General features: G+C 44.3%; 16 protein-coding genes. 13 read left to right on the forward strand and 3 right to left on the reverse strand.

Annotation, left to right across the window (positions count from 1 at the left end):
• Positions 1-100: 100 nt before the first annotated feature.
• Both C161_RS14675 and nspC read left to right on the forward strand, forming a co-directional pair.
• Positions 101-1,339, forward strand: a complete 1,239-nt coding sequence (locus C161_RS14675) for a saccharopine dehydrogenase family protein (protein ID WP_017688530.1) — start codon at positions 101-103, stop codon at positions 1,337-1,339.
• Between the two features lies 1 nt (position 1,340).
• Complete coding sequence (nspC, locus tag C161_RS14680) at positions 1,341-2,468, forward strand: carboxynorspermidine decarboxylase (RefSeq protein WP_036670896.1); 1,128 nt, start codon at positions 1,341-1,343, stop codon at positions 2,466-2,468.
• Positions 2,469-2,668: 200 nt separating this feature from the next.
• Here nspC and C161_RS14685 read toward each other — a convergent pair whose 3' ends face one another.
• The gene (locus C161_RS14685; RefSeq protein ID WP_036670898.1) at positions 2,669-3,442 is read right to left on the reverse strand and encodes an SDR family NAD(P)-dependent oxidoreductase; all 774 of its coding nucleotides are present in this window, start codon (positions 3,440-3,442) and stop codon (positions 2,669-2,671) included.
• 111 nt (positions 3,443-3,553) lie between these two features.
• Between C161_RS14685 and C161_RS14690 the strand changes: the two genes are divergently transcribed.
• The 5 genes from C161_RS14690 (at position 3,554) to C161_RS14710 (ending at position 8,020) form a co-directional block, all read left to right on the forward strand.
• Positions 3,554-3,910 carry a MerR family transcriptional regulator gene (locus C161_RS14690; RefSeq protein WP_036670900.1) on the forward strand — a complete coding sequence of 119 codons (357 nt, stop codon included), beginning with the start codon at positions 3,554-3,556 and terminating at the stop codon, positions 3,908-3,910.
• A 90-nt stretch (positions 3,911-4,000) separates the two neighbouring features.
• The gene (locus C161_RS14695) at positions 4,001-4,873 is read left to right on the forward strand and encodes a YitT family protein (protein ID WP_036670902.1); all 873 of its coding nucleotides are present in this window, start codon (positions 4,001-4,003) and stop codon (positions 4,871-4,873) included.
• A 158-nt stretch (positions 4,874-5,031) separates the two neighbouring features.
• A complete protein-coding gene (locus tag C161_RS14700; RefSeq protein WP_017688524.1) occupies positions 5,032-5,226 on the forward strand; it encodes a hypothetical protein in 195 nt (64 codons plus the stop codon).
• A 216-nt stretch (positions 5,227-5,442) separates the two neighbouring features.
• Positions 5,443-6,576: a serine hydrolase domain-containing protein gene (locus C161_RS14705; protein ID WP_036670903.1), complete on the forward strand. Its 1,134-nt coding sequence runs from the start codon at positions 5,443-5,445 to the stop codon at positions 6,574-6,576.
• A gap of 301 nt (positions 6,577-6,877) precedes the next feature.
• Positions 6,878-8,020 (forward strand): DUF4309 domain-containing protein, encoded by a 1,143-nt coding sequence (locus tag C161_RS14710; protein ID WP_036670905.1) that lies wholly within the window; start codon positions 6,878-6,880, stop codon positions 8,018-8,020.
• Positions 8,021-8,118: 98 nt separating this feature from the next.
• On the opposite strand, the gene C161_RS14715 is transcribed toward C161_RS14710, so the two are convergent.
• Together C161_RS14715 and C161_RS14720 are read right to left on the reverse strand one after the other, a co-directional pair.
• Entirely contained in the window at positions 8,119-9,087 is a 969-nt protein-coding gene (locus C161_RS14715) for a DMT family transporter (RefSeq protein WP_156946115.1), read from the reverse strand.
• A gap of 157 nt (positions 9,088-9,244) precedes the next feature.
• Positions 9,245-9,805 (reverse strand): TetR/AcrR family transcriptional regulator, encoded by a 561-nt coding sequence (locus C161_RS14720; protein ID WP_036671096.1) that lies wholly within the window; start codon positions 9,803-9,805, stop codon positions 9,245-9,247.
• Positions 9,806-10,005: 200 nt separating this feature from the next.
• Between C161_RS14720 and C161_RS14725 the strand changes: the two genes are divergently transcribed.
• The 6 genes from C161_RS14725 (at position 10,006) to C161_RS14750 (ending at position 15,456) form a co-directional block, all read left to right on the forward strand.
• Positions 10,006-10,413 carry a cupin domain-containing protein gene (locus C161_RS14725; RefSeq protein ID WP_036670907.1) on the forward strand — a complete coding sequence of 136 codons (408 nt, stop codon included), beginning with the start codon at positions 10,006-10,008 and terminating at the stop codon, positions 10,411-10,413.
• 312 nt (positions 10,414-10,725) lie between these two features.
• Positions 10,726-11,715, forward strand: coding sequence for a LacI family DNA-binding transcriptional regulator (locus C161_RS14730; protein ID WP_036670908.1), 990 nt, complete (start codon positions 10,726-10,728; stop codon positions 11,713-11,715).
• A complete protein-coding gene (rbsK, locus tag C161_RS14735) occupies positions 11,708-12,586 on the forward strand; it encodes a ribokinase (protein WP_036670909.1) in 879 nt (292 codons plus the stop codon). Before C161_RS14730 ends, rbsK begins: the two co-directional genes overlap by 8 nt.
• Complete coding sequence (gene rbsD / locus C161_RS14740) at positions 12,586-12,987, forward strand: D-ribose pyranase (protein ID WP_036670911.1); 402 nt, start codon at positions 12,586-12,588, stop codon at positions 12,985-12,987. Before rbsK ends, rbsD begins: the two co-directional genes overlap by 1 nt.
• A gap of 14 nt (positions 12,988-13,001) precedes the next feature.
• Entirely contained in the window at positions 13,002-14,483 is a 1,482-nt protein-coding gene (locus C161_RS14745; RefSeq protein ID WP_036670912.1) for a sugar ABC transporter ATP-binding protein, read from the forward strand.
• A gap of 10 nt (positions 14,484-14,493) precedes the next feature.
• A complete protein-coding gene (locus tag C161_RS14750) occupies positions 14,494-15,456 on the forward strand; it encodes an ABC transporter permease subunit (protein WP_371129067.1) in 963 nt (320 codons plus the stop codon).
• Positions 15,457-15,460 lie beyond the last annotated feature (4 nt).

Here is a 15,460-nt window from a genome sequence, read left to right on the forward strand (position 1 = left end):
GCGCGATTGCGAGCATTTTTCACCTTGCTTTTTTTGTTGTCTTGTTGTCATCGTATTAAACCAATTAAAAAAAATACATATTGGGATAGGAGAATGTAAAATGGGAAAAGCACTAATCATCGGCGCCGGCGGCGTTGCTTCCGTGGCAGTACACAAATGCGTTCAAAACAGCGAAGTTTTTGAGGAAATCTGCATCGCGAGTCGTACTAAATCCAAATGTGATGAACTCAAAGCCAAGCTGGACGGCGGAAAAACAAAAATTACAACAGCACAAGTTGATGCTGACAATGTTGACGAACTGATCGCTCTGATCAACGAAGTTAAACCGGATATCGTTATGAACCTTGCTTTGCCGTATCAAGATCTGACAATCATGGATGCTTGTCTTGCAACTAAAACAAATTACATGGACACAGCGAACTATGAGCCACATGATACAGCGAAGTTTGAATACAGCTGGCAATGGGATTACAAAGAGCGTTTTGAACAAGCAGGCATCACTGCATTGCTCGGTAGTGGATTTGACCCAGGTGTGACTGGCGTATTCTCCGCTTATGCCCTGAAGCACTACTTTGACGAAATTGAGTACATCGACATTCTGGACTGCAATGGCGGCGACCATGGCTATCCGTTCGCAACCAACTTCAACCCTGAGATCAACATTCGCGAAGTATCTGCGAACGGAAGATACTGGGAGAATGGTGAATGGATTGAAACAAAACCGATGGAAATCAAACGTGTCTACGACTTCAAAGAAGTTGGAGAGAAAGACATGTACCTGTTGTACCATGAGGAATTGGAATCTTTGGCAAAAAACATGCCAGGTCTGAAACGTATCCGTTTCTTCATGACATTTGGTCAAAGCTACCTGACTCACTTGAAAGCTCTTGAAAATGTAGGCATGACTTCAATCGAGCCTATTGAATATGAAGGTAAACAAATTATTCCACTGCAATTCCTGAAAGCAGTTCTGCCGGATCCAGCATCCCTTGGACCACGTACTGTGGGTAAAACAAACATCGGTTGTATTTTCAAAGGCAAAAAAGATGGTCAAGACAAAACATATTATGTATACAATATCTGTGATCACCAAGAGTGTTACAAAGAAGTGGGTTCCCAAGCAATCTCGTACACAACAGGCGTTCCAGCTATGATCGGTGCAGCAATGGTCATGACAGGCAAGTGGAACAAACCAGGCGTATATAATGTAGAAGAGTTCAACCCAGATCCATTCATGGAAGAGTTGAACAAATGGGGCCTCCCATGGGTAGAAGACTTCAACCCGGTACTCGTTGATGAGCTGCCAGAAGAAGTTAAAGAATCGGAGCTTGTTCGTTAAAATGCGGTTCGAGCAATTACCGACACCATGTTTTGTTGTTGACGAGGCGCTTATTGAGAAAAACCTGCAAATCCTGAACGGTGTTATGCAGCGTACAGGTGCCAAAATCGTGCTCGCTCAAAAAGCATTTTCCATGACTGCGATGTATCCGCTGATTGGAGAATACCTGAGCGGTGCAACGGCGAGCGGTTTGTATGAAGCGCGTCTGGGCCATGAGGAAATGGGCAAAGAGAATCATGTCTTTGCTCCGGCATACCGCGCAGAAGAGATCGACGAGATTATCTCCATCTGCGACCACATTATTTTCAATTCTTTTTCACAGCTAGCAAAGTTCAAGGATAAAGCGCTTCAGGCTGGCCGTAAGGTCGGCTTGCGCGTTAATCCTGAATGCTCTACCCAAGAAGGACACGAGATCTACGATCCGTGTTCTCCGGGTTCGCGTTTTGGCGCGAAACTGGAGGATTTCGATGCAGACCTGTTGGAAGGCGTCTCCGGACTGCACTTCCACACACTGTGTCAGCAAAACTCCGACGATCTGGAGACTACGCTAAATGCAGTTGTCGAGAAGTTCGGACAATGGTTGCCGCAGATGGAATGGATCAACTTCGGTGGTGGGCACCATATCACACGTGAAGATTATGATATTCCAAGACTGGAAGCATGCATCAAGCGTATGCAGAACGACTATGGTCTGGAAGTATATCTGGAGCCGGGAGAAGCTGTTGCGCTGAATGCGGGTTATCTGGTGACTTCTGTGCTGGACTTCCATAAGAACGGTATGGACATTGCCATTCTGGATACTTCAGCTACATGCCATATGCCGGATGTGCTGGAAATGCCATATCGCCCCCCGCTGATCGGTTCTGGAGAAGTCGGTGAGAAGGCTCATCTGTATCGCTTAGGTGGACAAACCTGTCTGTCTGGTGACGTAATTGGGGACTATTCATTCGATCAGCCTTTGCAAGAAGGCGACCGTCTGGTATTCGAAGACATGGCGATTTACTCCATGGTGAAAACCAACACGTTCAACGGCATGCCGCTTCCAGCGATTGCAGTCAAAAGAAAAGACGGCGATTGCGAAGTTGTCCGTGAATTCGGATATCAGGATTTCAAAATGAGGCTGGCATAATTACTTCATTATATAGTAAACATTCAATTAAGAATTGAATATAAAGCATTGAATATAAATACAAAGAAGGGAACCTGGAGACAGGTTCCCTTTTTAACGTTAACTGATGTTTAACGATTACATTTAATGATGTTTATCATCGAGGTTAGATGAATGTTTACTGGTATTGAGCCGACTTAGCTTCGACTTCAGTTTTCGGGTTAATTTTGTGGTTTCGAGGCTGCTCTCGCAGCGTACGGAAAGATCGGTTCTCTTAGTTCAAAGTCATATGTTAACCCATCCACAATGCCCACTACACTCTCACTGTCATACAACTCCAGCAAAAATCCAGCCATTTGTTCCGCCGTATGGAACTTGGGAACCCTGCCTTCATATTCAAACTCATCTACATTAAAGGAATGTTTCGCAAATTCCGTCTCGGTTGCAGCCGGAGCGAGCACCTTGGCCTGCATCGCTGCGTTCTTACCTTTTAACTCTTGCGCAAGTCCTTCCGTAAAGGCACTAACATAGAACTTGGTTGCGCAGTAGGTTACTGCATCGGCTACAATCGTATATCCACCACCAGAGGAGATATTAATGATCTGTGTGCCATCAACATTTGCATAATCACGTACATACAGGGAAGAAAGAATCGTAAGAGCTTCTATATTAAGATGAAGCATCTGCTCAATCTTTGGCAGGTGTTGTTCGCCAACGGAAGCGAAATTCCCGAATCCGGCGTTGTTGATCCAAGTCTCAATGGAATAAGCCTGAAGACTTTCATAGAATTCATGCACATTAGCGGCAATAGACAGATCCACTGTACGAATGACAACATCCAGATCTGGATTGATTTCAGCTACTCTTGCTTTTAATTTGTCCAATTCATCGGTTCTGCGTGCAGCCAGGATCATATTTTTGCCACGAGCTGCAAAAGCTAAAGCCGCTTCATATCCAATGCCTGAACTGGCACCGGTAATCACTGTATATTTCATGGGAATTCCTCCTAGATCTGATTTCATTTTTTATTGTGATGTGACCACGAGTTGATTATACTGATTAGAGCTTACTCTAAGTCAAGCGGGAAAATGGAGGGGAGGTTAACCATGCATACCATAGGTGAAGTGGCAGAATTACTCCATATCAGTGCACATACGTTGCGTTATTATGAGAAGGAACAGATTGTAACTCCTCTCCGAGATGCCAGTGGAGACAGGCGATACAACGAGTCACACCTGAAGTGGCTACAATTTGTGATCAAATTAAAAGAGACTCAAATGCCCATTGCTATCATTAAGAAATATGCGTCCTTGTTTCAGGAAGGGGAGCATACGGCGGCGGATCGTTTAAAGCTGCTGGAGGAGCATAAAGAGTCGATTCAAAAACAGATGCACATACTTAACACAGCAGATGAGATGCTTGAGCATAAAATTTCGTCGTATCGAACGCTCATCGGACAATGAACTAACACACACAAATGACGATCTATTGCCAAAACAGTGATTTTTATTATAGACTGTTTTTTATCGGTTGTTCATCAAGGGGGAAATGCAATGCATCAAAACAGAAAACAAAAGTCAAACAAGTTAAAGATCCTCTCCAAAGTATTATTGATTATCATTGGGGGATTTATAACGGCATATGGCCTGGAAGCCATATTGATCCCGAATAATGTCTCAGATGGTGGTGTCACAGGTCTGAGTATCGTAGGATCACAGCTGTTCGGATTACCACTGGGGATGCTCATCGGGATTATTAACATTCCATTTGTGTGGCTCGGGTACAAACAAATCGGAAAAAGCTTTGCGTTATATTCGATCATCGGTATTGCTTCACTTGCAATCAGCACCAGTCTGATGCATCATGTACCAACCATCATTGAAGGTGATACCTTGCTTGTTACGGTTGTCGGCGGGATTATCATCGGTTTTGGTATGGGACTTGCATTACGTAATGGCGGGGCCTTGGATGGCATAGATATGCTGGCTGTACTCCTTTCGCGAAAAGTACCTTTTGGGACCAGTGATCTTATCCTGTTCCTCAACATGTTTGTATTTATTGTCGTTTCTACCGTGTTTGGTCTGCAAGGCGCGATCTTGTCAGGACTTGCGTATTTTATTGCTTCTAAAGTAATACATATTGTTGAAGAGGGCTTGAGCGGCTCCAAAACGTTTAAAATTATTACGAATCAACCTGAGATTATGGTTGAAACCATTCGGGACCGTTTAGGCCGTGGAGCAACGTATACCGAGGCTTACGGTGGCTACTCTAATGAGCAATTCAAGGAAATTACTTGTGTCATTAACCGGATGGAAGAGAGTAAAATTAAAGATATCATTCACGAAATTGACCCAACTGCTTTTGTAGTCGTATACGATGTAGCTGAAGTGAGAGGCGGCAATTTCAAAAAGAAAGATATTCACTAACATACAAAAACGCGCTGACAGGAGGAATACTCTTGCCAGCGCGTTTTTGTTTACCTTGTTTAATAGTAATACTTTGTACTTCATGCATAAGCCCAGCTCTCTTATGGAAAACTTCTGTAGTGTGATCAAATAGCATGATTCTATGGGAGGTTAGCATAGTGACAAAACAAGACCCGCAAGAGCTTTTGAAGCAAAAACACGAGCTGGATGAACAAAAAAGACAGTTCACTAATTTTTCGCGGAATATTTCTGGTCATGGTGAGGTTGAAGCTGGTCAAGAGTTCAGTGTTGACCGGGTACCAGATGATCAAAACCGTATGAAATCGGTTGAGAACAGACGCGGCGAAGTCTAAAACGTTACAACATAAGCCGATCCTTTCATGGATCGGTTTATTCGTGTGGAGCAGTGTGATGAACAAAGAATATGTATTGTAATTGCACATAGTAGAGTATATAGGTGGTGGTCAATCGTTGTAAAAGGTCGTATATTATTAATATGTCGATTGTGGGATTGAATATGGACCACATCGCAATATGATAAACGATTTTACATAGAAGGACGGGAAAAAATGGATTTTAAACCGCTTGCTTCATTTATTGACCGCATGACATCCTGGCGCATTCCGTGGGCAGAGGTGCTGGTCATGCATCGAAATGATACCGTTTTCCATTATCGTAACGGTTACGCCAATCTGGAAGAGAAAACGCCCATCGGTGATGGAGCGATCTTTAATCTATACTCCATGACCAAAATCATGACCTGCGTGGCAGGGCTGCAACTGGTGGAGAAAGGTGAAATGCTGTTAAGCGACCCACTGTCCGATTATCTGCCAGAGTACGCTGAGATGACAGTTAAGAAAACGATGGCGAATGGCGAGATCCGACTGGAAAAGGCGACAAGAACCATTACAGTGCGAGATTTGTTCACCATGACAGCCGGGTTCTCGTATGACGTTGGTTGTCCAAGCATTCAAGAAGCTGTAAAAAGCACCAACGGAACATTGCCTACACGCGACTTCGCGAGAGCGCTTGCGAAAGAACCGTTGTTGTTTGAACCAGGGACACACTGGAATTACAGCATGTGCCATGATGTGCTGGGAGCCTTGGTGGAAGTGGTAAGTGGCAAAAGCTTTGGTACGTATCTCCGGGACGAAATCACCGGACCACTTGGTATGAACGATACAGCGTTTAATCTGAACGATGAGCAGCAGACACGCCTGATTCCGCAATATGCTTATAATGATGAGCTTGAGAAGGCTGTCCGTCTGGACGGCAACGGATTCCGGGTAGGCACAGAATTGGAAAGCGGCGGTGCAGGATTGTTGTCAACCGTTAGTGACTATACACTTTTCTTGAATGCACTTACTGGGCGTGGTACGAGTCCCGAAGGCGTCCGCATTTTGTCACAAGCTTCAGTGGAACTGATGCGAACGGATCACCTGAACGAGATGACTCGGGGTGATTATTCCTGGGATCATATGTATGGATACGGCTATGGATTGGGTGTTCGCACACATATCTCCAAAGCAGGAAGCGGCTCACTGAGTCCAATTGGCGAATTTGGATGGAGCGGCGCTGCTGGTTGTATGGCTATTATTGATCCGGATTCAGAGCTTACAGTTATGTATGCCCAGCATTTGCTGAATAGTCAGGAGCCATACGTTCAACGACGCTTACGAAATGTCGTGTACTCCTGCCTGTAAATCATATCGTATTCGAAGTTACTTGAAGAGCCGCTGATCAGCGGCTTTTTTATGTTATATGGAAGGAAAACTATTGATTTAGATTGTTATATATTTCTTTATTAGATAGGGTATGTTATCATTCTTAGGAAAATAGTACTAGTAGGAGGATATGCCTATTGAACATGAACCTATATTAATTACATAGTTTGATTAAGATTACACGCTAGCAATTACTTGTTTGAATGTTGAGATTGTGCACGGTTTAAAATTAGAAAAACGCTACTAGATTTTTATTTTTTTACTCAAAGGAGAGTCAACAATGATACACCCTAAGCACCAATCAAAATGGGCTTCTCTGGCCCTACTAACTTTAATCGGCTATGTTCTGAGCGCATTGCTTCTGCTTCCACCTAATGCTGCTGCCAAAGGAGAGCAAATCTCCGCCAAACAGCTCGAAAGTATGAGCCGGCTTTCATTTACGCTTCGTGATGCCAAACAAACGGCTTACACCGTTTATATTTTCGCTTATGATGAACAGAAGAGCACGCTGACCGAAGAAAATGGTTGGACAAACAATAAAAAAGGCGACAAGAGTTATTCAGGCACGTATCGCGCAGCCTTGCTGAAAAAAGGTGCAGCATACGGAACAGTCCAAGCAGCAAAACTGGATCTGAATACGATTATTTTGCCGCAAACCTGGAACTTCGTTGTGAAAAGCAAAGAGGCTAGTACACCAGACATGCTGATGATTACCGATTGGGGAACTTCTAATTTTAATGAGGTGAAAACCTATATTGTTCGTTCCGGGGAATTGCGGCGTGTAACATATGTCGATAATAAGGGTAAAAAAATCGACGATTCCTACTCTGCAAGCAGAGATGATGGAATCCGTACTCTTTCAGGTGCCCGAGTACAGTTCAAAAATTACAACAACCTTCAATTCGTCTATGGAGTTAATACGTTTAAGTTGAATGTAAACAAATCGGAGTTGCGGTTGGAAGATACGCGCAACCTCCGTTCAAAAGCTTGGCCGAACTCGGGTGTTGGCGATCGCGCTTACCTGAAAAGCTTGAAGGAAGCTGCTTTAAAGGGTGCATTACCGGGCCGGACGGACATCAAGATTGGCATGACGCTTCAAAATGCGCAAAAAAAGCTGGGGAAACCAACCTCTCGTTCAAATGAGGAATGGGGAGCGGTCTATTATTATTCTAAATTCGGCGTCGGATTTGATTCATACATGCACGAGCTTACCAATAAATCACGTATTGCCGTTTTTGATTTGTACAATGAAAAGCAGAATCTGTCACCATGGAATGTGAAAATATGGATGGGGAAACCTTCCTCAGAGTATTACAATGAAGTCGTTGGTGGTTATGAGATGGTATACCAATTGGGTAATCACGCCATTGTATTCAATTATGAGGAAGAAGAGGACTTGATTGACTTTACGAGTATATATTAAGCTATACCATCGTAAGAAACAAAAGTGTATCGTATTCTTATTACAAAAAAAAGCCGCTAAATAGCGGCTTTTTTGATTTCCATGAGATGGACGGTAGTCTATTTTATTGGGGTATCATTAGAGCTTTGCACAGAACGTACACGATTGACTAAGTAAATGCCAACCGACACGAACAGTAATGCAGCCAGATTTTTCAGTTCCAAGATCGTTTCCCCCAGGAATAACGCCGATAACAATGCGCCAAACACAGGGATTAGGAAGTTGTAGACAGACACTCTTCCGACCTTGTTATACTTGAGAAGCATATTCCACAAACAAAATGCGACGGATGACAGCAAGGCCAGGTAGATCAAGTTACTGGTGGATTCCAAGGTGAAATGAGTAACCCGACCGCCGAGTGATAGACCTAACAGCGTAAGTACCAGTCCCCCAACAAACAGGCTGACCCCTGTTATGATCAGAACATCAATCGTAGCGGTGAGACGTTTTGCGTAAAGGGCCGTAACGGAAAAAACAAGTGCTGCTATAATAACAAACCCTTCGCCTGTGAATGAAAAGGAAAAAGCAAGCAGATCCGTATGGAAGTTTACGATGATTACACCAATGAATCCGAGCAAGCAGCCAACGATTTTATTTCTGCTTAATTTGTCGTTTTTATAGATGAAATGGGCCAGAACAACACTGAAAAAGGTTGTCGTTGCGTTCATAATGGAGCCTTTGACACCCGTCGTATTGGCTACGCCAACGTAGAAAAACATATATTGCAAACCGGTTTGCAATATACCTAACATGATAAGGCTTGTCCACTGCTTCCTGGACAATTGGAGCTTCTCTTTTCTAACGATACGAGACAGGAGCAAGAGCAGCAAGCCAGCCAGTGTAAATCGGTATCCGGCAAATACATACTTGGAAGCAATATCTTCCGGCAGAATGTTAAATGCGATATAACCAAGTTTGATGGACGGGTACGCACTTCCCCATAACAAGCAACACAGGCTTGCCACGAGCATGACAAAAATGGGATCACTAAACTTACTTGGTTTCTCAAGGGTATTTCTCTCTATCACTTTCGATCTTCTCCTCGCATTTCATGCACATATGTATGTACGAATCTAATATCTTCACTGACCATATCACATAACGCCAATGTTTGTAATGATAATTAATAAACCGCTCCCCAGGTGGTAAGATTATAAAGAAGGAACGGTTCATGTGGGGTCTATGTTATAGATTCCTTTCTAATAAAATCCCAACTTGTTCTGCGACAATGTGAGGTTGCCGAGGTAATCCATTCGTGAAATAGGATTCCACGATACCAACGATTGCTGTACCAAAGAACGTAAGAATAACTTCTTTCGTTAGTCCTTTATTTTTGCCCTGAGTTACATTCACCTCATCTTCCAGTTCTTCAATGACGAGAGCCAGGAAGCGATTGCGGAAAAAAGGGGCCCCTTTACTCAGTAACATAGCCGAGAAGAATGAATAGTGAACTTCAAAATAATCGAACCAAAGTACATTGCTTTTTATAAAATCCAGATCGGATGCTTCTTTGCACAATCTTCTTAGTTCATCAATATGTTCTTCAATTAATTTATCCAGCAAGTCAAATTTGTCCGAATAGTGATGGTATATCGTTCTGCGGCCGACATTTGCATGATCAGAGATATCTTGCATCGTAATGGTATCAAAAGGTTTGTCGTTCATGAGTTTGATAAAAGCGGATTTGATCGCTTCCTGAGACTTTAGTATTCTTCGATCTGTAATAGAAACGATAGAAATCACCATTCTTTCCAGAGAGTAATTGCACAAATGTTGTCTCCTTGCGCCATAAGGCACAGATCGGGTTCATTTGATCCTTGCAGAGGCAGTGCAATTATTTTACATTATACACGAATGTGCGATATCGCACATTCGTGTGTAATCATTTTTAGGTCAACATAGGAGCAGGACGCATTAATTAATAAGATCACATTGGAGGAAATGAAATGGCTAAACATGAAGAAGTTAAAGATGGAGTGATATTCCCGGTAGGAGAAAAAAACGAAGCATTTGCACAATATTTTGTAGGGCAAAGTTATCTCCAATCCTTGGTTGCTGATCCCAAAGTGAATGTGGGTGTTGGGAATGTAACGTTTGAACCGGGATGCAGAAATAACTGGCATATCCATCGCGGTGGATTTCAGCTGTTGTTAGTAACTGGTGGGGAAGGTTGGTATCAGGAAGAAGGGAAAACTGCTCAATTCCTAAAAGCCGGCGATGTTATTGTGACTCATGATGGTGTGAAACATTGGCATGGGGCCGCTAAAGATAGTTGGTTTGAACACATTGCGATCACTGCAGGCACACCGGAATGGTTGGAACCTGTTACAGATGAAGTATACGGGGAGTTATAATATAAACGCTATGAATTGATTTATTAGGAAAATTTATTCCTAATTTGTTAAATTAAAGGCTATTTAAGTTCAGCGAGATTACTGATTCTTATGTTGATCTGGGTGCCATCACTCTGAGTTTTAATCGAGTGATGGCCTCTTTACGTCTATGAAGTATCGATCTCCCTGACAGGTGAAAAGCATGATATAGAAGGATTCCAGTGCACATTTATGTATACTTGGAGAAATTTCCAGAATGAAAACGCTTGTCAAATTGAAAATAATATGATAATTTAATGTCTGTAACCGGTTACACATAGAGGAGAGCAACTTATGAAAACAATTAAAGACGTAGCTCAACTGGCTGGCGTATCTGTTGCCACCGTATCCAGAGTCATTAATGATAGAGGTTATGTTCATGCGGACACACGCAAGAAAGTGGAAGATGCTGTGAAGGCGCTTAACTTTTCGCCAAATGAAGTGGCCCGCTCATTATATAAGCGCAAGTCCAAACTGATAGGCCTGTTGTTGCCGGATATTGCCAACCCTTACTTCCCGCAGTTGGCCCGCGGTGTAGAGGACAGGATGCAGGAACAGGATTACAGACTGATATTTGGAAATAGTGATGAGGATGAACGGAAGGAGCAGGATTACATCCAGACGTTTATCCAGAACAACGTGGTTGGTGTGATCTCTTCAACGAACTATCCTCATTCTTCAATATATGAAAAACTGAAGATTCCCGTTGTGTTTCTGGACAGAACATCACTGGATCGTCCATCCGTGTATGCGGATGGCAGGGAAGGTGGAAGACTAGCTGCAAGGGAGATTATCAAACGTGGCAGTCGCCGGATCACGGTTATGCAGGGACCGTCACAGATCAGACCGGCTCAGGATCGTTTTGAAGGAGCGATTGAAATCATCCGTGATGCTGGGTTAGACTACCGGGTAATCAAGACAACCTCATTTTCAATTAACGAGGCGGGTGTATGGGCTGAAGAATTATTTAGGAAGTACGCGGACACAGACGGGGTCATTGCCAGCAATGACATCGCAGCCATGGCAGTACTGCATGAGGCATCACGAATCGGAAAAAAAGTTCCTGATGACGTACAAGTTATTGGTTTCGATGATATTCCAATGAGCAGCCTGTTATCGCCGGCATTGTCCACCATCCATCAGCCAGCATACGAGATGGGAAGAGAAGCGGCGGGATTACTTATCCAGCTTGTCGAACAAGCTGCAATAGAGAACAAAAACATACAGTTGCCCGTAAGTTTCATCGAACGGGGCACTACGAGAAAGGTGAAATCAGATGGCTAAAATATGTGTAATAGGAAGCAGTTCAATGGATCTGGTTGTTACTTCGTCAAGACGGCCGGGGGCGGGTGAAACCGTTCTTGGCGACAGCTTCAAAACGGTCCCTGGCGGTAAGGGAGCCAATCAGGCTGTTGCCGCTGCAAGACTGGGTGCCGAGGTTGCGATGATCGGCCGGGTAGGCGACGATGCTTTTGGCAAAGATATTTTAGAGAACTTTAGAGCAAATGCTGTAAATACGCAAAATGTGAAACCGGTTACACATTTAGAAAGTGGAACGGCTCATATCATTCTGGCAGAAGGTGATAATAGTATCGTAGTGGTTGAAGCGGCGAATCGGGCAGTCACTCCTGCATATGTCGATGAAGCAGCTGAAGTGATCCGTGATGCAGATATCGTGCTGATTCAGCAGGAAATTCCGGAGGAAACGGTTGTTCATGTAAGTACATTATGTGCAGAATTCGGAACACCGCTACTGCTTAATCCCGCACCGGCGAGAACATTACCGCAAGAAGTGATCGACAATGCCGCATATATCACGCCGAACGAGCATGAAGCTGAGATTTTGTTTCAGGGTATGAGTCCGGCACAGGCATTACGTCAGTATCCTAACAAGTTGTTCATCACGGAGGGCAGTAAAGGTGTACGTTACTTTGATGGCACTGAGGAAATTCTAGTCCCAACTTATAAAGTTGAGGCTATCGATACTACTGGGGCAGGGGATACGTTCAACGCCGCATTTGCAGTTGCTTTAGCTGAAGGAAAAGCGTTGCAAGAGAGTATACGCTTCGCCAATCGGGCTGCATCGTTGTCCGTCACCAAGTTCGGAGCGCAGGGCGGCATGCCAACGCGTGATGAAGTAGAGGAGAGTTTGTAATGAAAAGAAATGGCATGTTGAATAGTCACATTTCCAAGATTTTGTCTGATCTGGGCCATACGGACATGATTGCAATTGCGGATGCAGGTCTGCCGGTACCGGATGGGGTACTCAAAATCGATCTGGCCCTCAAACTGGGAACACCAAGTTTTCACGAAGTGGTGGAAGCGATCGCTGAAGATATGGTCATTGAGAAAGTCATTGTGGCTGAAGAGATTCGCGAAGGTAATCCCGTAGCCATGCAATTCATCACAGAGAAATTCGGGGGAGAAGCAATCGATGCTTCCGTCAGCCACGAACAATTCAAAGTATTAACCCGGCAGGTGAAGGCGATCATCCGCACAGGTGAGGCCACACCCTATGCCAATTGCATTTTACAATCGGGAGTCCATTTCGGTTAAAAGGAGGTTGCGTAATGCACATTCAGATGCAAGATATTCATAAAGCCTTTGGAACGAATCAGGTGCTGAGCGGAGTGGATTTTGAACTAAAAGACGGTGAGGTCCATGCCCTGATGGGGGAGAATGGAGCCGGCAAATCCACACTGATGAATATTCTGATTGGTCTCCATCAGAGAGACCAAGGGACCATCATGATCGACGGAGAAGAAAACTATTTTGGAAGTCCAAAGGAAGCCGAGAAACTGGGTATCACATTCATACATCAGGAGCTGAACGTATGGCCTGAAATGACGGTGCTGGATAATCTCTTCATCGGTAAGGAACTGACATCATCGTTCGGATTGCTCAATACAAGACAGATGAAAGCGCTTGCCAAAGAACAGTTCGCCAAGCTTTCCGTAGACATACCACTGGAACGTCCTGCGGGAGAGTGCTCTGTCGGGCAGCAACAGATGATCGAGATTGCCAAAGCGTTAATGACAGATGCCAAGGTCATCATTATGGACGAGCCAACAGCAGCACTTACGGAGCGCGAGATTCAGAAATTGTTTGGTGTAATCAGCTCGCTGAAGAAGGAAGGCGTGTCCATCGTGTATATTTCTCACCGAATGGAGGAGATATTCACGATCTGTGACCGGATTACCATCATGCGTGACGGAAGAACGGTAGACACGCAAGCTATTCCGCAGACAAGCTTTGATGAAGTGGTGCGGAAAATGGTAGGTCGTGAACTTACCGAGCGTTATCCTGTCCGGAATCCTTCATATGGTGAAGTTGTCCTCGAAGTAAGGAATGCAAGCAGCAAAGGTCTATTCGAGAATATTAACTTCACCGTGAGAGCGGGGGAAATACTCGGTTTCTCAGGACTCATGGGTTCTGGACGAACAGAGATCATGAGAACCATCTTTGGTTTGGATACGTTGGATAGCGGTGAAATCTTCATCCGCGGCAAAAAAGCGAACATTCGTAAACCGGCAGATGCAGTGAAACATGGAATCGGATTTATTACAGAAGACCGCAAAGATGAAGGGCTGGTATTAGACTTTTCTATTCGCGAAAATATGGCGTTGACGAATCTGTTCAGTTTCTCAAACAAAGGTTTCATCTCAGCTTCGAAAGAACAAGACTTCGTAGATACATTGATCAAACGTCTACAGATCAAAACACAATCCTCCGAGACGGCAGCAAGGAATCTATCCGGGGGTAACCAGCAGAAGGTGGTTATCGCGAAATGGGTTGGTATCGGTCCAAGCGTACTTATCCTGGATGAACCCACACGCGGAGTGGATGTCGGAGCGAAGCGCGAAATCTATGAATTGATGAATGAACTGACAGACCGCGGTGTTGCAATCATCATGGTATCGTCGGAGCTACCTGAAGTGCTTGGCATGAGCGACCGAATCGCGGTTGTGCATGAAGGACACATCAGTGGCGAGGTTGCAAGGGAAGTAGCAACACAAGAACACATTATGACATTGGCCACAGGGGGACAGTGATATGACAACAATGCAGGAAAACAAAACGGCTAAAAGCGGCTTCCGTTTCTCAAGTGTGATACAAAAATTAGGACCGCTGCTCGGCTTAATCATTCTTATTCTCATCGTATCGGTGTTGAATCCAAGTTTCTTGGAACCGCTTAATATCTTGAATTTATTGCGTCAAGTCTCGATTAATGCACTGATTGCTTTCGGTATGACATTTGTTATCCTGACGGGTGGAATTGATCTGTCGGTCGGCTCAATCTTGGCTTTATCCAGTGCTTTTGTAGCAAACATGATGTTGTCCGGCCTGGACCCGATCTTGTCCATCATTATCGGTGTAGCACTCGGTGGTGTCATGGGTATGGTGAACGGACTGATGATTACCAAAGGCAGAATGGCTCCGTTTATCGCTACATTGGCAACGATGACGATATTTAGAGGACTGACGTTGGTGTACACGAATGGTAATCCAATTACAGGACTCGGGGATAATCTGTTGTTCCAACTGTTCGGCCGTGGTTACCTGCTGGGCATTCCGGTGCCTGCAATCACGATGCTGATTACCTTCATGATTCTGTGGATTGTTTTGCATAAAACAGCTTTTGGCCGCAAAACGTACGCCATCGGCGGTAATGAGAAAGCTTCTATTATCTCAGGTATCAAAGTTAATCGCGTGAAAATTATGATCTACTCCCTGACAGGTATGCTCGCTGCTTTGGCAGGTGCAATTTTGACATCGCGTTTGAATTCAGCGCAACCAACAGCAGGTACATCCTATGAGCTGGATGCAATCGCAGCGGTTGTACTGGGTGGTACAAGTCTTGCTGGAGGACGTGGACGCATCGTCGGTACACTGATCGGTGTTTTGATTATCGGCGTGTTGAATAATGGATTGAACTTGCTTGAAGTAAACTCATTTTACCAAATGGTTGTGAAAGGTATCGTCATTGCCATTGCCGTCCTGCTGGACCGCAAGAAAACAGCATAAGGAG

Origin of the sequence: Paenibacillus sp. FSL R5-192 (assembly GCF_000517845.1) — a bacterium.
Taxonomy (GTDB): Bacteria; Bacillota; Bacilli; order Paenibacillales; family Paenibacillaceae; genus Paenibacillus; species Paenibacillus amylolyticus.